Source organism: Streptomyces sp. NBC_01384 (assembly GCF_045040035.1).
Taxonomy (GTDB): Bacteria; Actinomycetota; Actinomycetes; order Streptomycetales; family Streptomycetaceae; genus Streptomyces.
Genome location: NZ_CP109559.1, coordinates 842,730 through 862,986, shown reverse-complemented (window position 1 = coordinate 862,986; position 20,257 = coordinate 842,730). Strand labels below are relative to the sequence as shown.

Genomic DNA, 20,257 nt, shown 5'->3' with positions numbered 1-20,257 from the left:
TACGCCGGCGCTGAGTCAGGGGGCGAACCAGATCGCCTTGAGGACGAGCCCACCTGCGGCCCCGACGAGGGCTGCGGTGGGCCACCAACAGCTGCCCGCGAGGGTCCCGGCGCCGGCGGACGGCTCGGCCGGCGTCCGCGGCGACCCGCGGCACCCACCGGTCGAGGCCGAGGATCAGGTCGAACAGGCTCCGGCGGGGCAGGCGATGTCCAGTCGCGTCGGGTGGTCGGGCTCCTCACCGACGGTGAACAGCGCAACATCCCCAGGTTGAAGCTGAACAGGGTGACCGGCGTGGCCGCCGACGGGGAGCCGTGACGAGGGCCGTCCGGGGCCGATGTGGGGGTCATCGGTCCCGGACGGAACGATCGGCACATGGCGGATCGGCACCCGCCCATCGCGGATGCCGATCCCGTTCCATCGGGCCTACTCGTCGGTCGCCTCGACCGGTCCGAAGTAGGCCGCCCGCATGATCTCCTGCATGTCGTCGAGCATGGGCATCCGCGGGTTGGCGGGCGCGCACTGGTCCTCGTAGGCGTTGAGGGCCTGCTGGGGCAGGGCATCGAGGAACGCGTGCTCGTCGACGCCGAGAAGGCGGAACGACGGCTCGATGCCCACGGCCTCGCGCAGGCGTTCCACCGCGTTGGCCAGCGACTCGACGCCCTCCTGCGAGGTGGTGGCGGGCAGGCCGAGAGTGCGGGCGATGTCCTGGAAGCGTTCGGGGGCGCGGTAGTTCTCGTACTTGGGCCAGCCCGTGAGCTTGGTCGGGACGGTGCCGTTGTAGCGGATGACGTGCGGGAGCAGGACCGCGTTGGTGCGGCCGTGCGCGATGTGGAAGGTGGCGCCGAGGGTGTGGGACATGGCGTGGACGATGCCGAGGAAGGCGTTGCCGAAGGCCATGCCGGCGATGGTGCCGGCGTTGTGCATCTTCTCGCGCGCCTCGGGGCGGCCCAGGCGGTCGTTCACCGCTGCTTCGATGTTGTCGAAGATCAGCCGGATGGCGTGCAGGGCGAGGCCGTCGGTGAAGTCGTTGGCGTAGACGGACACGTACGCCTCGATGGCGTGGGTGAGGGCGTCGAAGCCGCTGTCGGCGGCCAGGGCCGGGGGCAGCCCGGTGGTCAGTAGCGGGTCGACGATGGCCACGCTGGGGGTGAGCGCGTAGTCGGCGAGCGGGTACTTCTTGCCGGTGGCCGGGTCGGAGATGACGGCGAACGGGGTGACCTCGGCGCCGGTGCCGGAGGTGGTGGGGATGCACACCAGGCGGGCGAGCTTGCCGAGGACGGGGAAGCGGAAGGCGCGCTTGCGGATGTCGGAGAACTTGTGCCGCATGTCGGCGAAGTCGATGTCGGGCTGCTCGTACAGCAGCCACATCACCTTGGCCGCGTCCATGGGTGAGCCACCGCCGAGCGCGATGATGGTGTCCGGGCGGAAGTCCCGCATGAGGCGGGCGCCGCGCTGGACGGAGTCGATGCTGGGCTCGGGTTCGACGTTGTCGATGATCTGCAGCGTTATGGGCTCGGGACGGCGCTGCAGGACGCGGCCGATGCGGTCGACCAAGCCGAGGCGGGTCATGGTCGCGTCGGTGACGATCGTGACGCGGTGGACGTCCGGCATGGAAGCGAGGTAACGGATGGCCCCCGGCTCGAAGTAGATCTTCGGCGGGACCTTGAACCACTGCATGTTGTTGTGGCGGGTGGAGACCCGCTTGACGTTCAGCAGCTGGGCGACGGAGACGTTGTTGGACACCGATGTGCTCCCCCAGGAGCCGCAGCCCAGGGTCAGGGACGGCAGCAGGCTGTTGTAGATGCCGCCGATGGCGCCCTGCGAGGAGGGGGCGTTGACGATGATCCGCACGGTCTTCATCCGGCTGCCGTACGCCTCCGCGAGCTCGGGCTCCTCGGCGTGGATGACGGCGCTGTGGCCCTGCCCGTGGAAGGCGACCATGTCGGCGGCCAGGTCGAAGCCCTGCTGCTTGGAGCCGGCGCGCAGCACGGCGAGCACCGGGCACAGCTTCTCGCGGGTCAGCGGCTCCTCCGGGCCGACCCGGTCGGCCTCGACCAGGATGAGTGAGGTGGCCTCGGGAACGGTGAAGCCGGCCTGTTGTGCGATCCACTGCGGACTCTGTCCGACGGCCGCGGCGTTGACCTTGGGTTCGCAGCCGTTGTTCGACGCGTCGACAGGGAACAGGTACGCCTCCAGCTTCCGCTTCTCCTCGGCGGTGGCGAGGTGGGCGTGCAGGGTGCGGAACTCGGCGAGCGCCGCGTCGTAGATCTCGGTGTCCAGGATGACGGCCTGCTCGGAGGCACAGATCATGCCGTTGTCGAACGTCTTCGACAGCACCAGGTCGTTGACGGCCCGGCGCAGTTTCGCGCTCTTGTGCACGTACGCGGGGACGTTGCCGGCGCCGACGCCGAGGGCGGGCTTGCCGGCCGAGTAGGCGGCCTTCACCATCGCGTTGCCGCCGGTCGCCAGGATCAGCGAGACGCCGGGATGACGCATGAGCGTGCCGGTCGCCTCGACCGACGGGGTCTCGATCCACTGGACGCAGTGCTCCGGCGCTCCCGCGGCGACGGCCGCGTCCCGCACGACGCGGGCGGCTTCCGCACTGCAGCGCTGGGCCGAGGGGTGGAAGGCGAACACCACCGGATTGCGGGTCTTCAGCGCCATCAGGGCCTTGAAGATCGTGGTGGAGGTCGGGTTGGTGACGGGGGTGATCGCGCACACCACACCAACCGGTTCGGCGATCTCGATCATGTCGTCGATGTCGTCGCGGGCGATGACGCCGACGGTCTTCGTCTTTCCCATGCTGTGCGTGACGTGCTCGCACGCGAACATGTTCTTGGCCGCCTTGTCCTCGAAGACACCGCGTCCGGTCTCCTCCACCGCGAGGCGGGCCAGCGCGGTGTGCTGGTCCAGGGCGGCGACCGACGCCTTCTTCACGATGTGGTCGACCTGTTCCTGGTCGAGGGCCTCGTAGTCGGCGAGCGCCTTCAGCCCGTTGGTGACCAGCCGGTCCACGGCGATCGCGCTGTCGGAGGGTCCGCCCTGGGATTCCTGCGGGGCAGCGGTCCGGTTGCGGTCGTCCTTGCGGGCCATGGAAATACGCCTCCTGGGTCGGTGGGCCGAAGCCGGGGCTCCGGCGCTCGTAGGGGGAGCGGCACTGTGAGGAATCGGTGCCGCTCCCCTCACCAATGTCGCTCCTGGCGGCCCCGCCACTCCGGTGCCGAAGGTCCCCGCCGGGGCCCCGACCGTCCCCAATCCGGCGGGCTGGACAGTCTTCGGTACCGAACGACGGACGGCGCGCCGGGGCGGCCATCCGGCTGCTCTCAGGGGCACGGCCGCGCCTTCCGAAGGCGATGGTGAGGGTGTGGACGCCCGTCGGATGGACGCCCCCGCCGTCCGGTCGGCTCCGGCAGGACCAGGCCGACGGCGCGGGCGGCGCCTGTGCTGGTGGGGATGATGTTGACGGCGGCGCTGCGGCCACGGCGGAGGTCTTTGTGCGGGCCGTCCAGGACCACCTGGTCGTTGCCGCAGCCGTGGATGGTGGTCATCAGGCCCTTGACGAGGCCGAAGCGCTCGTCGAGCACCTTCACCATGGGGCCACGCGGTCGGTGATGCACGAGGCGTTGGAGACGACGTGGTCCCGTTCCGGGTCGTACACGCCCTCGTTGACGCCCATGACGACGGCGCCGTCAACTCCCTTGCCCGGCACGGAGAGCAGCACCTTGCGGGCGCCCGCCTTCAGGTACAGGCCGACCCGCTCACGGGTACGGAAGCGACCGGTCGACGCGATGACCACGTCCATGCCGAGGTCGCCCCAGGCCGCTTCTGCCTGCCTGCAGGCAGGCAGGCAGGGGACGGGATCGGGCTTGGGCCGGACGGGGGCGAGCCGGGGGACGTTCGGGCCGGCGGCTCGCCGCGCGGTTTCAGTGCCCTTCTTGCTTCAGCCGGTCCTGGGCCTGCGTGGCGATGACCGCGGCCTGGATGCGCCGCTCCACCCCGAGCTTGGCCAGCAGACGGGAGATGTGGTTCTTCACCGTCTTCTCCGCCAGGTAGAGCCGCTGGCCGATCTGGCGATTGGTCAGTCCCTCGCCGATCAGGGCCAGGATCTCCCGCTCCCGCTCGGTCAGGCCCGGCAGGGCGTCCGGCGCCGGCTCCGGCTCCTGGCCCTGGCGCAGGCGAGCCATCACCTTGGCGGTGGCGCTCGGGTCGAGCAGGGACTGGCCGGCGGCGACCGTGCGGACGGCCGAGACAAGATCCGAGCCCTGGATCTGCTTCAGCACGTATCCGGACGCCCCCGCCATGATCGAGTCCAGCAGGGCTTCCTCGTCGTCGAACGAGGTCAGCATCAGACACGCCAGCTCCGGCATCCGCGAGCGCAGTTCCCGGCACACGGTCACGCCATCGCCGTCGGGCAGACGCACGTCGAGCACCGCCACCTGCGGGCGAAGCGCGGGCACGCGCACCAGCGCCTGCTCGACATTGGCGGCCTCGCCCACGACGGTGATGTCCGGCTCGTCGTTCAGCAGGTCGTGCACCCCGCGCCGTACCACCTCGTGGTCGTCCAGCAGGAAGACCCGGATCGGGTTGTCGGGCCCGGGCTGCTCGCCGTCCGCCATTGAATGCTCCTTGTTTACGTTTTTAACGTTTTTGCGTTTTTGTGCTGTCTGAATCCTGCACCGGAGATGACCCACTGGGCGTAACCGGTCCTTGCCTATCGCAGATCTTGCGCGATCCCGGGCCAAAGGGCCAGGGCCGATCGGCCCTACTGACCCCAGCACCCCGTCTTCCGACGGGGTACCCGATCGGATCGCCTCCCCGGAGCCGGCCGCTGCCGGACAAAGATCTGGTCGCCACCCCCAAACCACGGCGCGAGCATCATCTCCAGATCCCGGTCACCCGCGGCACGGCCGTGCTCAATGGCGGCGGATCCGCATGACGCGTCCCACGGCAGCGCGTTTCGCCCGGCCCAAGGGGCCCGTTTCCGAGCGGCTCGGGGCCGATCGGCCCCACCCATGAGGACGTCCAGCACCTGCTGCCACGCCGGGACGCCGTCGACGCTGGAATCGCACCGCACCGACAGAGCTTGAGGAGCATTCCATGAAGGCAGCAGTCGTCCGGTCCTTCGGCGAGCCGCTGGTGATCGAGGAGCGCCCGGACCCGGAGCCCGGCCCTGGACAGGTCCGCATCCGTGTGGAGGCGTCCGGGCTGTGCCACACCGACATCCACGCCGCGCACGGCGACTGGCCGGTCAAGCCCACCCCGCCGTTCGTCCCCGGGCACGAGGGCGTCGGCATCGTCGAGGCGCTCGGGGACGGGGTGACCCACCTGGAGGTCGGCCGGCGGGTCGCCGTGCCCTGGCTGGGCTGGGCCTGCGGGCGGTGCGAGCACTGCCTGTCGGGCTGGGAGACGCTGTGCGAGCAGCAGGTCAACACCGGGTACGGGTGCGACGGCGGATACGCCGAGAAGATGCTCGCCGCGGCCGACTTCGCCGCCCCGGTGCCCGACGGCATCGACCCACGCGACGCCGCCCCGCTGACCTGCGCCGGCGTCACCACGTACAAGGCGCTGAAGGTCGCGGGCGTGGCTCCGGCCCAGCTGGTGGCGATCTCCGGTGTCGGCGGACTCGGCCACCTCGCCGTGCAGTACGCGAAGATCGCCGGAGCCACCGTCGCCGCGATCGACGTCACCGACGACAAGCTCGAACTCGCCAGGGAACTCGGCGCCGACATCCTCATCGACGCCCGTAAGGAGGACCCGGCCGAGGTGCTCAAGCAGCACGGCGGCGCCCACGCGGCGATCGCGCTGGCCGTCAACGAGCAGGCGTTCGCCTCCGTCTACGGAGGGCTGCGGCGCGGCGGCAAGCTGGTCATGGTCGCCCTGCCCGCCGGCGGAACCATCCAGGTGCCGATCTTCGACACGGTGCTCAACGGCACCTCCGTCATCGGCTCGATCGTCGGCACCCGCCAGGATCTCGCCGAGGTCTTCCAGCTCCACGCCGCCGGACGCACCAAGGTCATCTACGAGACCCGGCCCCTGGAGACCGTCAACGAGTCCATCGCCGAAGTCCTGGACGGGCGGATCAAGGCACGCATCGTCTTCGAGATGTGATCCGCCCCCACCCGCCCCCACCGCCGTCGGCCGGGCGCCGACCGGGTTCAGCGCCCGGCCGCAGGCCCGGCCGCGGCAGCTCCCTCACCCACCGCAAGCCGGAAGGAAGAGCATCGCCATGGTCCGTTACGTGTACGCGTTCACCGAGGGCGGCCGCGACATGGCCGAACTGCTCGGCGGCAAGGGCGCCAACCTGGCCGAGATGACCCGCATGGGCCTGCCGGTGCCGCCCGGCTTCACCGTCACCACACAAGCCTGCCGCGCCTTCCTCACCACCGGCTCCGAGCCGGACGGCCTCGCCCACGAGATCTCCGATCACCTGACCGCCCTGGAGCAGGCCGCCGGGCGGCGGCTGGGGCAGCCGGACGACCCGCTGCTGCTGTCCGTCCGCTCCGGGGCCCGCTTCTCCATGCCCGGCATGATGGAGACGATCCTCGACATCGGCCTCAACGACGACTCCGTCCTCGGCCTGGCGAAGTCCTCCGGGAACGAGCGCTTCGCCCGGGACTCCTACCGCCGCCTTGTGCAGATGTTCGGCAGCACCGTCATGGGAGTTGACGGCTCACTGTTCGAGAACGTCATGGCCGACTTCAAACGGGCCCGCGGCGCGGTGGACGACCTGGGGCTGGACGCGGCCGATCTGGCCGGACTCGTCGAGGCGTACAAGGAGCTGATTCGCGAGCAGACCGGCGAGTACTTCCCGCAGTCCCCGGCCGAGCAGCTGCGCCGGGCGGTCCTCGCCGTCTTCCAGTCGTGGAACGGCGAGCGCGCCCGGCTCTACCGCCGCCGCGAGCACATCCCCGACGATCTGGGCACCGCGGTCAACGTGCAGACCATGGTCTTCGGCAACCTCGGCCCCGACTCCGGCAGCGGCGTCGCCTTCACCCGCGACCCGGCCACCGGCCACGTGGGCCTGTACGGCGACTACCTGCCCAACGCGCAGGGCGAGGACGTCGTCGCCGGCATCCGCAACACCGTGCCGCTGACCGAGCTGGAGCGGTTGGACGCACGCTCGTACCGGCAGCTGCGCGACCACATGCAGACCCTGGAACGCCACTACCGGGACCTGTGCGACATCGAGTTCACCATCGAGCACGGCCGGCTGTGGATGCTGCAGACCCGGGTGGGCAAGCGCACCGCCGAGGCCGCTTTCGCCATCGCCGCCGAACTCGCGGACGAGGACCTGATCACTCCCGCCGAGGCCCTGGCGCGAGTCAGCGGCGACGGCCTCGCCCACCTGATGTTCCCCCGGTTCGACGCCTCGGCCGTCGGCGACGCGCTCGCGCACGGCATTCCGGCCTCGCCCGGTGCGGCCGTGGGCGCCGCGGTGTTCGACTGCGCCGAGGCGGTGAGGCGTGCCGCGGCCGGCGAGAAGGTGATCCTGGTACGCCAGGAGACGACCCCCGACGACCTGCCCGGGATGGTCGCCGCGCAGGCCGTGCTCACCAGTCGTGGCGGCAAGACCAGCCACGCGGCCGTGGTCGCGCGCGGCATGGGCAAGGTCTGCGTCTGCGGCGCGGAGGAACTCACCGTGGACACCGAGGCACGGCGCTTCACCACCCGGGACGGCACCGTCGTCGAGGAGGGCACGGTCATCTCCGTGGACGGCTCCGCGGGCGCCGTGTACGCGGGTGCGGCCGCGCTGGTCGACTCCGCGGTCATACGGTACCTGGAGACCGGCGAGCGGTCGGACAGCGTGGTCGACGCGGTCGCCCGCGCCCTGGAACGAGCCGATGCCGTACGACGGTTGGAGGTGCGGGCCAACGCCGACACCCCCGAGGACGCGGCGCGTGCCCGCCGCTTCGGCGCGCAGGGCATCGGCCTGTGCCGTACCGAGCACATGTTCCTCGGGGAGCGCCGCAAGCTGGTCGAAAAGATGATTTTGGCCGGCACGGACGACGACCGAGACCGGGCGCTCGCGGCCCTGCTGCCCCTTCAGCGGCAGGACTTCGAAGGCATTCTTGAGGCCATGGACGGCCTGCCGGTCACCATCCGGCTGCTGGACCCGCCGCTGCACGAGTTCCTGCCCGACCGCACGGACCTCGCCGTCCGCATCGCCGCCGCCGAGGCCCGCGGCGAGCAGCCGGACCCACACGACACCGAGCTGCTCGAAGCGGTGAATCGCATGCACGAGGAGAACCCGATGCTCGGGCTGCGCGGCGTACGGCTCGGCCTGGTGGTACCCGGACTGGTCGCCATGCAGGTGCGGGCGATCGCCGAAGCGGTCGTGGCCCGCACCCGGGCCGGGGGCTCCCCCGAGGCGGAGATCATGGTGCCGCTGGTCGGCGCCGTCGAGGAGCTGCGCATCGAGCGCGAGGAAGTCGAGCGGGTACTGGCCGAGGTCTCGCAGGAAACCGGCGTGCCACTGCACTGCCCGGTCGGCACCATGATCGAGCTGCCACGGGCCGCGCTCACCGCGGGCCGGATCGCGGAGGAGGCGGAGTTCTTCTCCTTCGGCACCAACGACCTGACCCAGACCGCCTGGGGTTTCTCCCGCGACGACGTCGAGGCGGCGTTCTTCTCCGCCTACCTCGACAAGGGCGTCTTCACCACCTCGCCCTTCGAGACGATCGACCGCGACGGCGTGGGCCGGCTGGTCAGGATCGCGGTCGCCGAGGGTCGCGCGACGCGCCCCGACCTGAAGATCGGTGTCTGCGGCGAGCACGGCGGTGACCCCGAGTCGGTCCACTTCTTCCACGGCGCGGGGCTGGACTACGTGTCCTGCTCGCCGTTCCGTGTCCCGGTGGCCCGACTGGAGGCCGGACGCGCCGCACTCCCCGCGGCGGAGACGAGCGACACCAGGTGACGGGGGCCGCCCGGCGCGGTGCCGGGACCATGTACCCCGGGGTCCCGGCGACCGGCCCACCGGGCGGTGGGCGGTTTGTCCTCGGTCGCGGGACGCTCGGCCCCTGCTCCGGCAGACATGCGGGAGGGAGCCTGAAGAGGTATCGCAGACCGACTCCAGGGGACGACTCCAGGGGACGACCCGAGGGGACGGCAACAGCCGATGTGCCCGTTGGAACTCGTGGTCCGGCCCCGGATGCTCTGTGTCGGCCGCCGCGCCCCCACAGGACCAGCAGTCGGGCGAGCAGGCACAGCGCAGGGAAGGGAGTGAGTGTGATGACCCGTATCGTGGGCGAGGTGATGACTCGTGAGGTCGTCGAGGCCCGCCGGGAGACGTCGTTCAAGGACGTGGCGCGGCTGCTGGACCAGCACCGGATCAGCGGGCTGCCCGTGGTCGACCAGGACGACAAGGTCCTGGGGGTGATCTCCGAGACCGATCTGATCCGCCGCCAGGCAGCCGGGTCCACAGACGGCCGGGCACCACGGTTCCGGATGCCCGCACTGGGCCGCTCGGCCCGCCGCGCGGCCGCCGTCGCCCGCGCCACCACGGCGGAGGGCCTGATGTCGACGCCGGCGATCACCGTACATCCGGAACAGCCGATCGCGGACGCCGCGCGCGTGATGGAGCGACACGGCGTCGAACGTCTCCCGGTCGTGGACGAGGAGGACCGGCTGATCGGCATCGCCACCCGGCGTGACCTGCTGCGCGTCTTCCTGCGCACGGACGAGGAGATCCGCCGGGAGGTCCTCGAAGACGTGCTGAACCGTGCCATGTGCCTGCCTGCCCACGCCGTGACCGCCTCCGTCACGGACGGCATGGTCACCCTGGGAGGGTGCCTGGAGCGCCGCAGCGACATCCCGTTCTTGCTCCGGCTGGTGTACCGGCTGGACGGAGTGGTCGGCGTCGTCAACACCCTGACCTTCCGCATCGATGACACCCGCGTGCTCGGGAGGGGCCCCTCCCGCAGCGACGAGCACGAGTAGCCGGCAGCCGACGGGCCGCACGATCTGCCGACTTCAGGGCCGGTCAGGCTCTCAAGGGGGCCAACAGCATCGTGGGGACGGGCGGACCCCTCGGGGGATACCGATCCCGGGGCCCGCGCCTGACTCAATGATCGCTCCGAGGGTGTGGGCGGAGGAGGGGCGGTCGGACCCGGATGGGGACGAGGGGGGCCGTGCACGGCGTGTTGTGCCGGGGTGAGGTCACCCGGGCGCAGTGGCCGTGTTCAGGATTCCGCAGGACCGCCAGGCCCCGTCGGGCGGACACTGGGATCAGCCTGCCGGGTACGGGCAGACCACCGCAGTGGTGGGCGGTGTCCGCCCGTCCGCTCAGCGGGGGTACATCGTGCTGGAGGCCACTTTCCGGCGGGCGCTCGTGAGGAGGATGGCATGGCATGGCGACAGCTCGACGAGAAGACGGTGGCCAGGCTGGTGGCCGAGGCCACTGCGGCCCCGTCCATGCACAACGCGCAGCCGTGGCGCTTCCGCTTCCTGACCGGTGAACGTCTCCTGCTGCTGTACGCCGACCTGGAGCGGGCCATGCCCCGCTCCGATCCCGACAACCGGGCACTGCACATCGGCTGCGGGGCGGCCCTGCTCAACCTGCGCGTCGCCGCCGCGCACGCGGACCTCGTCCCGCAGATCCGGCTGCTGCCCGAGCCGCAGGACCCGCTGCTGCTCGCCGGCGTCCATCTGCCCGACGAGGCCGGGCGCGCGCGGGACGACGACCTGGCGCGACTGCACCCGGCCATCCGGGAGCGGCACACCAGCCGCTATCCCTTCGCCGAGAAGGACGTCCCCGAGGACATGCGGTCCACCTTGCAGGACGCTGCCGAGCGGGAGGGAGCCGAGCTGCTCTTCCCCGGACCCTGGCACGTCGAGACCGTGCTCGACCTGATCCGCGACGCGGAGAGCCGCGACACCCTGGACCCGGACGCCGGCGAGGACCTGGTCCGCTGGACCCGGCTCGGACCGGAGGCGGACACCGCCATCGACGGCGTCCCCGAGTACGCGTTCGGGCCGCGCAAATGGGACGGCAAGGCGCCCGTGCGGGACTTCGCCGGGCGCCGGCCCGTCGCGGACCGCGGCACCACCGCCTTCGAGCACACTCCGCACCTGGCTCTGCTGAGCACCCGCGGCGACGGCCCCGCCGACTGGCTGCGCGCCGGGCAGGCACTGGAACGGGTCCTGCTGGAGGCCACCCTGGCCGACCTGGTCACCTCCTTGACCTCCCACGCGCTGGAGGACCGCGCGCTGCGCCTGCTCGCCCGCGACCCCGGTTCGGGTACGGGCCAGGTGCAGATGGTGCTGCGTCTCGGCTACGGCCCGCGGGGCCCGGCCACCCCTCGCCGCCCGGTGGCTGACGTCCTCGACATGGTGTGACCGAGGGGCCCGGACCGGGTACGCAGGGAAACCTGGCTCTCCGCCCGTCGGCGAGGTGGACGCCCCTCATGCATGCCGCGTGCCGCGCGCCGCGCGCCGTTCAGCCGGTGTGATCTTCTTCAGCGGCGGAACTCCGCAGGCAGGCCCGTGTTCTGCGGAACGGCCCGCGAGGTTCCGCGGTTCGGCAGGGAACCGCGGGCGCGAAGGCGCGATCTCCCCGAAACGGGGTCTTCGAAGTCGAGCGGGTGCGCTCGATCGGCGGACTTCGTCGGGGGCAGCCACCTGCGTTGTCCGTCAGCCTGCGTCCGGACAGCTGTCTGGTCCAGGGCCGACTTGGGACCTTGGAAGGGCCGATCGTCCCCTTCCGCTGTCGGTCGGCGCGCAGCACCTCGGGATCTGAGGGGACCGAGAGGTGAGGTGAGGTGAGGTGAGGTGAGCGCCCAGGACCAGCGTGGGCCCTGGGCGCTCACCTCCCCGCACCACTCGCTCACTCGTGCGGGACCACCGTGACCGGCGCCGCGGCGTGGTGCAGCACGGTATGGGTGACGGGACCGATGCGGGCACCGAGTGGCGCGCGCCGGATGCGTCGGCCGACGACGACCAGGGACGCGTCGGCCGCGGCGTCCACCAGGTGGCTTCCGGCGTTCCCGATCGCGGGCTGCTCGACGACCTCCACACCGGGGAACTTCTCGCGCCACGGTGCCAGCGCCGCCTTGACGGCGCTCGCCTCTTGGCGGGCCAGTTCGTCGTTCAATTCGGGGTCCGCGGGCAGGCCGTAGGCGAAATAGGGCGGCAGGCTCCAGCCGTGCACGACGCGCAGCCTGGCCGCGCGACGGGCCGCGGCCTCGAACGCGAAGGCGATGACCGTGTCGTCGGGGTGTTCGTGGTCCAGTCCCAGGACGACGTCTCGGTAAGGGGTGGCGGTCGACGGCCGGCCGTCCGCGTCCGGCTGGTGCTCGTCCTCGGCGCGCGTCTCCGAGCGTACGAGGACGATGGGCCGACTGGTCTGCGCCGCGAGAGCGAGCCCGACGGAACCGACGAGGAAGCCGGCGAGACCGCTCAGCCCCCGGGAACCGATGACCAGTGGGTCGGCGTTGTCGGACGCCGCCAGCAGCGCCGTCACGGGTGGCCGCTGCACCTGCTCCGAGGTGATCTCCAGATCCGGGTGGCGGGCGTGCAGCCGCTCGGTCGCCTCACGCAGAACGCGGCCGCCCCAGTGCCGGTGCGCGGCGATCTCGGGCACCGGCTGGGCCTGCGGCTGCCAGTCCCAGGCGTGCACCAGGTGCAGGGCGCGGCCCCGCCGTTCCGCTTCACGCGCGGCCCACTGCGCCGCGGCGAGGCTTCCGGGCGAGCCGTCCAGACCGACGGTCACGGTACGGGGCATGACGAGGACCTCCTTGGGGAGAACGGGGGGCCTCAAGCGGCCCGTTGACACGGTGTCATCGGGGCGGGTGGGGCAGCAGGGCCGAGTGGCCCGCGGCTGTGGTGGCCTATGGCCCTGATGATCGGGTAGGTCGGGCCGGACGAGGCGTGCCGGACCTTTCGGGGCGGCGGTCCTGGCCTCACGGTCCAGCCATGGCCGCAGGCGGCCTTCGGGCTCTGGCTGGGTGGGTCCTGGCGGTGCTCACCCCCGCTGGTCAACCCGGTCCCGCTCGACCGCAGGGGCAGCCGCCCGCACGCTCACCACAACCCACTGGACTCCTTCCAGCCCGAAGGCCGGATTCGCTACAACCCCAAGATCCCCAAGGCCAGGCCGCGCGAGATCCCCGACGAGCGGTGGAACGGCCTCTTCGGTGCACTGCGCTCCAACCGCGACCAACGTGCCGTGCGAGCGCATCCAGTCCAGCAGATCCCGGTAGCCGTGGATGGTCGCCGGGAACTCCAGGTCGGCCAGGTGCCGGCCGTCCATGTCGATCACCGCGGCGTGGTGAGCCAGGCCGTGCGTGTCGACTCCGCCCGTGATCTGCGTGCCGTCGTGCGTCATGCTAATCATGTCCGTCCTTGCGTGTCCGTTCCGAGGGCGGCACGCGCCGGTCGGGCGGGTGGACAAGGCAGTGACGGGGCTTCTGGACCAAGCTCCCATAAGGTCGCAAACGCCCGTCCGGCCGCGTGCGTGGTGACGCCCGGCGAGCCGACAAATCCCCAACAGGACAGTCGAGACGTCAGTCAGGCGAGGTCCGTCAGGTCCTCCGCGAACACCTGCGACAGAGGCTGGGGTCCCACGTATTGCTGGCAGTTGCACTGGCCGGCCTCGTAACGCAGCGGCTTCTTGTTCTCGTCCCAGGCCGTTGGCACCTCGACGCGTTCGTGGCACCGGCCCTGCTTGTCGTGCTTGGCGAGATGGTGCGTGCATCCGCACACCGGCTCCGGCGGCTTGTGCGCCGCTTCGATGGCCAAACGCTCCTGCTTCGCTGCCTCCAACAACTGCAACTTCCGCTCATGCCGATTGCGCAGCGCGGTGCGGGCGTTGTCGGCTGCCCACGCGAAGCCACCCGTCCAGAAAATGATGAGAACCCACCAGGACCAGTCCACCAACTACCCCTTCCCCCTGTCCTGCTGTGGGTCAGCATAGATGGCTCATCCGAGGCGGCTCCGCCTTGTCATGCAGGCCTCAGACACAGCTTCTGAGCCAGGGCATGGCATCACGCGGGTCAGAGCCCTACCAGGGCCTCACCCCGTCGTCCGGCTCAGGTTTTGAGGCCGTTCGGCGCGCCGGAAGGGGCCGGTGAACCCTCTCCCGAGCGAGGACCGTGACGCAGGATGGGTGGTACGGGGAGAGCGTTGCAGAGGAGAGCCGCCATGCAGACCCGGGAACTCGACGCCACAGCCGTTCGGTCGCTGCTGGCCGCGGCGGTGGCGGCGCCGTCGATCCACAACACCCAGCCCTGGCGGTTCGGCCTGGACCCGGACACCCGGTCGGTCGAGGTCCGCGCCGACCTCACGCGGCGGCTGCCGATAACCGATCCTGACCTGCGCGCCCAGCACCTGTCCGTGGGTGCGGCCGTCTTCAACCTCCGGGTGGCCGCGGCACACCTGGGCTGGCAGCCGATCGTCCGGCTGCTGCCCGCCGCGGACGATCCCGACCTGCTCGCCCGCGTGCAACTGGCCGGGCCCACCGAGGACGGGCCCATGTCCCTGGCCGGCCTGTACGAGGCGGTCGAGCGGCGTCACACCAGCCGGATGCCCTTCACCGGCCGACCGGTACCGGAGCCGATCGTGACGGCGATGATCACCTCCGCACGGTCCGAGGGCGCGCAACTGGATGTTCCCGACATCATGGGGACCCGGCGTCTCCTGCGGTTGACCCAGGCGGCGGAGGCCCGCAACGCATCCCATCCGGCCCGTGCCGCCGAGGCGCGTACCTGGCTTACCGCCCCGGGCAAAGACACCCCCTACGGCATTCCCGTGACCGCACTGGGCGCCAGGGATGTGTCCGGGCGGGTGCCGATGCGGGACTTCACCGGCCGGCTGCCCGTCCCGCACCTGCCTGCCCTGCGCTTCGAACGTCACGCCCAGGTGGCGCTCTTGTGGACGGCGTGGGACCGGCGGGAGGACTGGCTGCGGGCGGGCCAGGCCCTGCAGCATGTGCTGCTCACCGCGACCGCGTACGGGGTGCGCACCTCGATGCTGCACCAGGCGATGGAGTGGACAGATCTGCGGGCGGCGACGGGCGGATCGAGGATGCGGTGCTGCCCGCAGCTGCTGATCCGGTTCGGCTACGGCCCCGAGGGCGGCCGCACGCCGCGTGCGTCCGCGCACGCAGCGCCGCATCCCGCTCCCTGACCGGCGGCCTCCGGTGTGAGTGCGCTCCCACCGCATGACCGTGCCTCGGCGGCGGGCGCCCGGCCGACCGGACCGCACCGCTGAAACCCGCACGTGGATCACCGCTCCAGGAGCGGACACTCCCTACGGCATTCCCGTCACCGCCCTCGGTCCGCCCGCCGTCGGCGGACGGTTGCCGATGCGGGACTTCACCGGCGCGCTGCCCGCCCTTCGACTGCCCGCCCTGCGGTTCGAACGCCACGTTCAGCTGGCCCTGCTGTGGACTCCCCACGACCGGAGGGAGGACTGGCTGCGGGCCGGCCAGGCCCTGCAGTACGTGCTCCTCACGGCGACCGCCCACGGGCTGCGTACCTCACTCCTGCACCAGGCCATGGAATGGCCCGACCTGCGCGCTGCGACGGCCCTCCCGCGACACAACCGGTGCCATCCGCACGTGCTGATCCGATTCGGCTACGGCCCGGACGGCGCCGGCACACCGCGAGGACCCGGGGACTCCGCCGCTCCGACGGTCAGAACCGTTCGGCCGGTGATGCCTGCCGTGGTGTCCGGGGTGTCCCTTCACTCGTAACCATTCGTGATCACAGGAAGTGATGCCCCTCGCCACGGTACGTGGGGACACTCTCGACGACCTCGCCGCCCCGGACCAGGTGCAGTTCGCCGACCCGTTCGCACAGTTCCCCCGCCTTGGCGTGCCGCAGCCACACCTGGTCGCCGATGCGCAGGACCTGTGCGGGCTTGCCGACCAGGGGCGTCTGTACCTCCCCGAAGGCCTCGGTGGCGGTGACGCGCAGCCCCGGGGGCCATGCCAGGGTGGGCAGCCGGTCCTTGCCGAGCGGGCCGGACGCCACCCAGCCGCCGCCGAGGAGTGTCGCGATCTGCGCGGAGGGGCGGCGCACGACGGGCAGGACGAAGAACGCCGCCGGGACGGGCCGGAAGGTCCGGTAGAAGTCGAACAGTCCGGGACCGTACAGGCCGGAGCCCGCGGCGAGTTCGGTGACGGCGTCCTCGCGTGTGGTGAGCTCCAGACTGCCGGTTCCGCCGCCGTTGACGAACCGCAGTGGTGTCACGGCCCGCACGGCGTCGACCGCGGCGGCTCGCCTGCGGTACAGCTCCTCGGCGGAGGAGCGCTGCATCGCCCGCACGACGGCCCGCTTGATCCGTGAGCCGGGCTGGTTGTCGCCGAGGCCCGCGATCTGGCCCTCGTAGCCCATGATGCCGGTGAGTTCGAAGCCGGGGCGGGAGGCGACCTCGCGTGCGAAGTCGGCGGCCTCCCGCGGCGTGTGCACCGGGGACCTGCGCGGTCCGAGGTGGATGCGGCCGCGGGCCAAACGCAGGGCCGCGTCCAGCTCCAGGCAGACGCGGACGCGGGTTTTGCGGGGGCCGGTCGCGGCGTCGATGAGGTCGAGGTGCTCGACGGAGTCCACCATCAGGGTGATGCGGGAGGCGAGCCGTTCGTCGGCGGCCAGCCGACGCAGCGCGGTGGCGTCGGTGGTGGGGTAGCCGACCACGATGTCGTCGAACTCCTCGGCCAGCCACAGCGCTTCGGGCAGGGTGAAGCCGAGGATGCCCCGGAATCCCGGGCGGGCGAGAGCGCGGCGGATGAGCGCGCGGGAGCGGAGCGACTTGCTCGCCAGCCGGATGGGTTTGCCACCCGCGCGGCGTTCGAGGTCCAGGGCGTTGGCGTCGAAGGCGTCCAGGTCGATGACGCCGAACGGCGGTTCCAGGCCGGCGGTGGCGGCCCGCAGCCGGTCGAACTGCCCCTGGACCGCGGGCGTGGACGTCGCCTTGGCGATCGAGGCGTCGGCGGTGGTCATCGGCTGCCCCCTTCCTTGCGGACCGCGGCCCGTGCGGGGGCGCCACTCGGGCTGCGGCGCTTTGCCATGGCCGCCACCCGGGGAATCGCGAAGTGCAGGAAGCCGAGGCCGCCGGCCCGGCCGGGAACCTCCACAACGGTCTCGGGCTGCCCGGCGGTGTCCCAGCGGTGCACCGTCCCGTGGGCGAGATCGCAGAACCACAGCGCGTCGTCGTGCCAGCGCAGTGACTCCAGAACGCCGAATCCGTCCAGAACAACAGTGGCCTTTGGTCGCACTCCTGCCTCCTGAGGGTGCTCGTGCCAGGCGTTGGTTCCCGCTACGGTCGCCCAGCGTTCAGAAGTAAGTCAAGCGTCTTGGACACTTGACTTACTTCTCTGCGGATCCGCATTCTGGGGCGGACGCCCGCCGCGCCGGCTGCCGCCCGGCCGGCCGCCCCGCCGCCGCTCCGGCGGGTCGGGGTGGCCCGGCGAGGCCCCGGCTTCCGCTGGACCCTCACCAGCCGGCTGCTGGTCAACCTCGCCAATACGCTCGGCGTCTGCTACCTGCTCTACTTCCTCACTGACCAGGTCCACGCCGCCGACCCGGTCGGCGCGCTCCTGCCGCTGACGCTGATCTACGTCCTGGGGATGCTGGTCACGAGTGTGATCGGGGGAGTTCTCTCGGACCGGATGGGCCGGCGCCGGGTCTTCGTGTGCGTCGCCGTGATCCTCCAAGCCGGCGCCGCGCTCGCCCTGGCCTCCGTGCCGACCCTGGAGGTTGTCACGTTCGCAGCGGCCGCGTTCGGCGCCGGGTCCGGCACCTACATGTCGGTCGACCAGGCGCTGGTCACCGCCGTACTCCCCGATGCCGCGTCCCGCGCCAAGGACCTGGGACTCATGAACATCGCGTCCCTCGTCCTGCGGGCGTTCGTGCCACCGGCAGCGGGAGTGATCGGCAGTGGACTTGGCGGATACCCCGCCCTCTACGCGACCACCGCCGTGACCGCCGCACTCAGCGGGTTCGCCGTCCTGCGCGTACGGGCCGTTCGCTGACGGTTGGCTATTCTGACGGGCGAACCCGCACGTGAAGTGCCCGATAGCGAAGAACCCACAGGTGAGGAGAGGAGAACGCGTGCCCCGCATGGCGGCGAGCGACCGGAGGGCCGAGCTCCTGGAGGCGGCGATCCGGGTCATGGCGCGCGACGGCGTCGCCAAGGCCACCACCCGCGCGATCGTCAACGAGGCCGACATGACCCTCGGGGCGTTCCACTACTGTTTCGACTCCCGTGCGCACCTTCTCGAACTGGTCACGCAGACGCTCACCGAGCGGTACGTCGCCGAGGTCCGGGGTCTGTTCGCGCCGCACAAGGAGATCCGCGACAGCGTCCTCGACAGCCTGCACGCCTTCTGGAAGGGCTTCGAGGCCAACCCCGGTGAGCACCAGATCAGTTACGAGCTCACCCAGTACGCACTGCGCAACCCGGGCTTCGAGAACGTCGCCAGGAAGCAGTACGAGATCTTCCTGCGGGCCTTCGCCTCGCTGCTCGAACTGGCCGCCGACAACGCCGGGATCGAGTGGACCCAGCCCGTGCCGGTCCTCGCCCGCTACGTGCTGTCGGTGATCGACGGCCTCAACATGACCTGGCTGGTCGACCGCAACAGCGAGGACAGCCAGGCGGCGCTCGAACTGCTCGCCGACCACCTCCTCCTGCACGCCCGGCCGCGAAGCACCTGACCCCGGCGGGGCCGCTCAGCCCACGGCATCCACGCCTGAGGGTGATCGCGATCCGGGCGCCCGGCTTGGCGGTGATCTTCACTTGCGTGCGCACGCCCAGTTCGGCATGACCCGCTTCATCCGAGCCGCCGACGGTCGCGCCGACCTGGAGCGTGGCACCGCCGACGCCGACGCCGACGCCGACGCCGACGCCGACGCCGACGCCGACGCCGACGCCGACGACCGACCCCGACGACTGACACAGGTCAGGCAGGCCCGCTGCCCGTGCTCGGCGCAGCGGGCAGAGTCCGCGGGTGCACGGGAAACAGGTGCCGTACGCTGCCCGCGCACAGGTCGACGGCGAGTTCGCAGAACATGGCGTTGGCCCAGCCGAACCAGTCCCGGGTGAACCGGCCGGGATCGTCGACATGGAAGCTCTCGTGCATCAGGCCGGTGCCGGCGGTCGTGGCCGCCAGTGTTTCCAGTGCCTGTGCGGCGGCGTTCTCGTCGCCGGTCAGGCCGGCAGTGGCGATCGCCAGCGGCCAGACATGACCGTCCGGCGTATGCGTACTGCCGACACCGGACGCGTACTTGCCGCCGAAGAACGAAGGGTTCGCCTCGGAGAGCACAAGACGCCGGGTGGCCTGATAGAGCGGGTCCTGCGGTGTGCACCAGCCGCTCAGGGGGAGGCTCAGCAGACTCGGGAGGTTGGCGTCGTCGCCGTACAGCGCCGCCCCGAGGCCGTCGACCTCGTAGGCCAGGACGGGTGCGCCGTCGGCCTCGACCACCGCGTTCGCCAGGATTCCGGCGTCGATCTCGTCGGCCAGCCTCCAGGACTCGTGGGCGAGTTCCGCGTCGTGGAGGACCGACGTGGCCAGTTCGGCCAGCCCGTGCAGGCTCGCCGACGCCAGCGCGTTGGCCGGGACCAGGTAGCCGTGTGCGCACGGATCGTCGCTCGGACGGAAGCCCGACCACGTCATACCGGTCCGCCCGACCCGGGCTCCGCGGCCGTCGTGGGGAAGGCTGTCACCGGCGAAGGGGCCGGACGGCCGGATGAACCGGTAGGGCGACTGCGCATGGGACTGCTCCGCCCGCCACATTCGTACGATCGTCCAGGCGGCGCGGTGAAAGGCGTCGTCGAGGTGGTCCTCGCGACCGGTCGCCCGCCGGATCGCGTACCCCAACTGCAGCGGCGCGCAGAGGGAGTCGAGTTCGTACTTGCGCTCCCACACCCATTCCCCCGGCGTGGGCCGATCGGCGGGCTCGCCGTGCGCGCCGGTGGGTCCGTCGTTGAAGGCGTTGGCGTACGGATCCAGCAGGACGCAGCGGATCTGACGGCGCGATACGCCGGCCAGAACGTCGCCGACCTCCGGATCCGTGGCCACGGCGAGGTAGGGGCGGACCTGGGCCGTGCTGTCACGCAGCCACATCGCCGGGATGTCTCCGGTCTTGACGAAGACTTCCGAGACCTCCGACGGCGGAGTGCCCCAACTCATCGATGTGGTCCATGTGTTGGTCAGGCAACTCTCGACGATGTCCGCTGCCGGGCTGCCCCGCAGTTCGGTGGCCAGCCGTCGTCCGAGCGTCCTCAGCGACTCCGGAACCGCCCACACTGTTCCGGATGTTGATCCGGG

General features: G+C 71.3%; 16 protein-coding genes and 1 pseudogene. 8 read left to right on the top strand and 9 right to left on the bottom strand.

Going from position 1 to position 20,257, the window contains the following annotated elements; translation table 11 throughout:
- Positions 1–423: 423 nt before the first annotated feature.
- The 3 genes and pseudogenes from adhE to OG747_RS03730 all read right to left on the bottom strand — a co-directional run bounded on the left by adhE (position 424) and on the right by OG747_RS03730 (position 4,616).
- On the bottom strand, positions 424–3,093 hold the full coding sequence (gene adhE / locus OG747_RS03740) for a bifunctional acetaldehyde-CoA/alcohol dehydrogenase (protein ID WP_405877745.1): 2,670 nt from the start codon (positions 3,091–3,093) through the stop codon (positions 424–426).
- Between the two features lie 302 nt (positions 3,094–3,395).
- A pseudogene (locus OG747_RS03735) lies at positions 3,396–3,817 on the bottom strand (type I glyceraldehyde-3-phosphate dehydrogenase); the annotation flags it as partial.
- A 106-nt stretch (positions 3,818–3,923) separates the two neighbouring features.
- Positions 3,924–4,616: a response regulator gene (locus tag OG747_RS03730; protein ID WP_405877743.1), complete on the bottom strand. Its 693-nt coding sequence runs from the start codon at positions 4,614–4,616 to the stop codon at positions 3,924–3,926.
- 481 nt (positions 4,617–5,097) lie between these two features.
- Between OG747_RS03730 and adhP the strand changes: the two genes are divergently transcribed.
- The 4 genes from adhP to OG747_RS03710 all read left to right on the top strand — a co-directional run bounded on the left by adhP (position 5,098) and on the right by OG747_RS03710 (position 11,334).
- On the top strand, positions 5,098–6,108 hold the full coding sequence (gene adhP, locus OG747_RS03725; protein ID WP_405877741.1) for an alcohol dehydrogenase AdhP: 1,011 nt from the start codon (positions 5,098–5,100) through the stop codon (positions 6,106–6,108).
- Between the two features lie 118 nt (positions 6,109–6,226).
- Entirely contained in the window at positions 6,227–8,914 is a 2,688-nt protein-coding gene (ppdK, locus tag OG747_RS03720) for a pyruvate, phosphate dikinase (protein WP_405877739.1), read from the top strand.
- A gap of 314 nt (positions 8,915–9,228) precedes the next feature.
- Positions 9,229–9,936: a CBS domain-containing protein gene (locus OG747_RS03715; RefSeq protein WP_405877737.1), complete on the top strand. Its 708-nt coding sequence runs from the start codon at positions 9,229–9,231 to the stop codon at positions 9,934–9,936.
- A 405-nt stretch (positions 9,937–10,341) separates the two neighbouring features.
- Positions 10,342–11,334 carry an Acg family FMN-binding oxidoreductase gene (locus OG747_RS03710; RefSeq protein ID WP_405877735.1) on the top strand — a complete coding sequence of 331 codons (993 nt, stop codon included), beginning with the start codon at positions 10,342–10,344 and terminating at the stop codon, positions 11,332–11,334.
- A 487-nt stretch (positions 11,335–11,821) separates the two neighbouring features.
- Here the strand turns inward: OG747_RS03710 and OG747_RS03705 are convergent, their stop codons facing one another.
- The 3 genes from OG747_RS03705 to OG747_RS03695 all read right to left on the bottom strand — a co-directional run bounded on the left by OG747_RS03705 (position 11,822) and on the right by OG747_RS03695 (position 13,866).
- Positions 11,822–12,718 carry a universal stress protein gene (locus OG747_RS03705; RefSeq protein WP_405877733.1) on the bottom strand — a complete coding sequence of 299 codons (897 nt, stop codon included), beginning with the start codon at positions 12,716–12,718 and terminating at the stop codon, positions 11,822–11,824.
- A 240-nt stretch (positions 12,719–12,958) separates the two neighbouring features.
- On the bottom strand, positions 12,959–13,318 hold the full coding sequence (locus OG747_RS03700) for a hypothetical protein (protein WP_405877731.1): 360 nt from the start codon (positions 13,316–13,318) through the stop codon (positions 12,959–12,961).
- A 182-nt stretch (positions 13,319–13,500) separates the two neighbouring features.
- Positions 13,501–13,866 (bottom strand): hypothetical protein, encoded by a 366-nt coding sequence (locus OG747_RS03695; RefSeq protein WP_405877729.1) that lies wholly within the window; start codon positions 13,864–13,866, stop codon positions 13,501–13,503.
- 267 nt (positions 13,867–14,133) lie between these two features.
- On the opposite strand from OG747_RS03695, the gene OG747_RS03690 reads away from it, so the two are divergent.
- The gene (locus tag OG747_RS03690) at positions 14,134–15,117 is read left to right on the top strand and encodes an Acg family FMN-binding oxidoreductase (RefSeq protein ID WP_405877727.1); all 984 of its coding nucleotides are present in this window, start codon (positions 14,134–14,136) and stop codon (positions 15,115–15,117) included.
- A gap of 34 nt (positions 15,118–15,151) precedes the next feature.
- Positions 15,152–15,685: a hypothetical protein gene (locus tag OG747_RS03685; protein ID WP_405877725.1), complete on the top strand. Its 534-nt coding sequence runs from the start codon at positions 15,152–15,154 to the stop codon at positions 15,683–15,685.
- Between the two features lie 10 nt (positions 15,686–15,695).
- On the opposite strand, the gene OG747_RS03680 is transcribed toward OG747_RS03685, so the two are convergent.
- Positions 15,696–16,931 (bottom strand): amino acid deaminase/aldolase, encoded by a 1,236-nt coding sequence (locus OG747_RS03680; RefSeq protein WP_405877723.1) that lies wholly within the window; start codon positions 16,929–16,931, stop codon positions 15,696–15,698.
- Positions 16,928–17,206: a hypothetical protein gene (locus OG747_RS03675; RefSeq protein ID WP_405877721.1), complete on the bottom strand. Its 279-nt coding sequence runs from the start codon at positions 17,204–17,206 to the stop codon at positions 16,928–16,930. Before OG747_RS03675 ends, OG747_RS03680 begins: the two co-directional genes overlap by 4 nt.
- A 99-nt stretch (positions 17,207–17,305) precedes the next feature.
- On the opposite strand from OG747_RS03675, the gene OG747_RS03670 reads away from it, so the two are divergent.
- Positions 17,306–17,962: an MFS transporter gene (locus OG747_RS03670; protein WP_405885439.1), complete on the top strand. Its 657-nt coding sequence runs from the start codon at positions 17,306–17,308 to the stop codon at positions 17,960–17,962.
- Positions 17,963–18,050: 88 nt separating this feature from the next.
- Entirely contained in the window at positions 18,051–18,644 is a 594-nt protein-coding gene (locus tag OG747_RS03665) for a TetR/AcrR family transcriptional regulator (protein WP_405885438.1), read from the top strand.
- A 245-nt stretch (positions 18,645–18,889) separates the two neighbouring features.
- On the opposite strand, the gene OG747_RS03660 is transcribed toward OG747_RS03665, so the two are convergent.
- Positions 18,890–20,236, bottom strand: a complete 1,347-nt coding sequence (locus OG747_RS03660) for a glycoside hydrolase family 125 protein (protein WP_405877719.1) — start codon at positions 20,234–20,236, stop codon at positions 18,890–18,892.
- Between the last annotated feature and the right edge of the window lie 21 nt (positions 20,237–20,257).

Bases quoted from the DNA above. Each gene is read 5' to 3' on its own strand.
- ppdK (WP_405877739.1), top strand. From the start codon at position 6,227: ATGGTCCGTTACGTGTACGCGTTCACCGAGGGCGGCCGCGACATGGCC.
- OG747_RS03710 (WP_405877735.1), top strand. From the start codon at position 10,342: ATGGCATGGCGACAGCTCGACGAGAAGACGGTGGCCAGGCTGGTGGCC.
- OG747_RS03685 (WP_405877725.1), top strand. From the start codon at position 15,152: ATGACCGTGCCTCGGCGGCGGGCGCCCGGCCGACCGGACCGCACCGCT.
- OG747_RS03665 (WP_405885438.1), top strand. From the start codon at position 18,051: ATGGCGGCGAGCGACCGGAGGGCCGAGCTCCTGGAGGCGGCGATCCGG.
- OG747_RS03700 (WP_405877731.1), bottom strand. From the start codon at position 13,318: ATGACGCACGACGGCACGCAGATCACGGGCGGAGTCGACACGCACGGC.
- OG747_RS03690 (WP_405877727.1), top strand. From the start codon at position 14,134: ATGCAGACCCGGGAACTCGACGCCACAGCCGTTCGGTCGCTGCTGGCC.
- OG747_RS03680 (WP_405877723.1), bottom strand. From the start codon at position 16,931: ATGACCACCGCCGACGCCTCGATCGCCAAGGCGACGTCCACGCCCGCG.
- adhE (WP_405877745.1), bottom strand. From the start codon at position 3,093: ATGGCCCGCAAGGACGACCGCAACCGGACCGCTGCCCCGCAGGAATCC.
- OG747_RS03705 (WP_405877733.1), bottom strand. From the start codon at position 12,718: ATGCCCCGTACCGTGACCGTCGGTCTGGACGGCTCGCCCGGAAGCCTC.
- OG747_RS03715 (WP_405877737.1), top strand. From the start codon at position 9,229: ATGACCCGTATCGTGGGCGAGGTGATGACTCGTGAGGTCGTCGAGGCC.
- OG747_RS03730 (WP_405877743.1), bottom strand. From the start codon at position 4,616: ATGGCGGACGGCGAGCAGCCCGGGCCCGACAACCCGATCCGGGTCTTC.
- adhP (WP_405877741.1), top strand. From the start codon at position 5,098: ATGAAGGCAGCAGTCGTCCGGTCCTTCGGCGAGCCGCTGGTGATCGAG.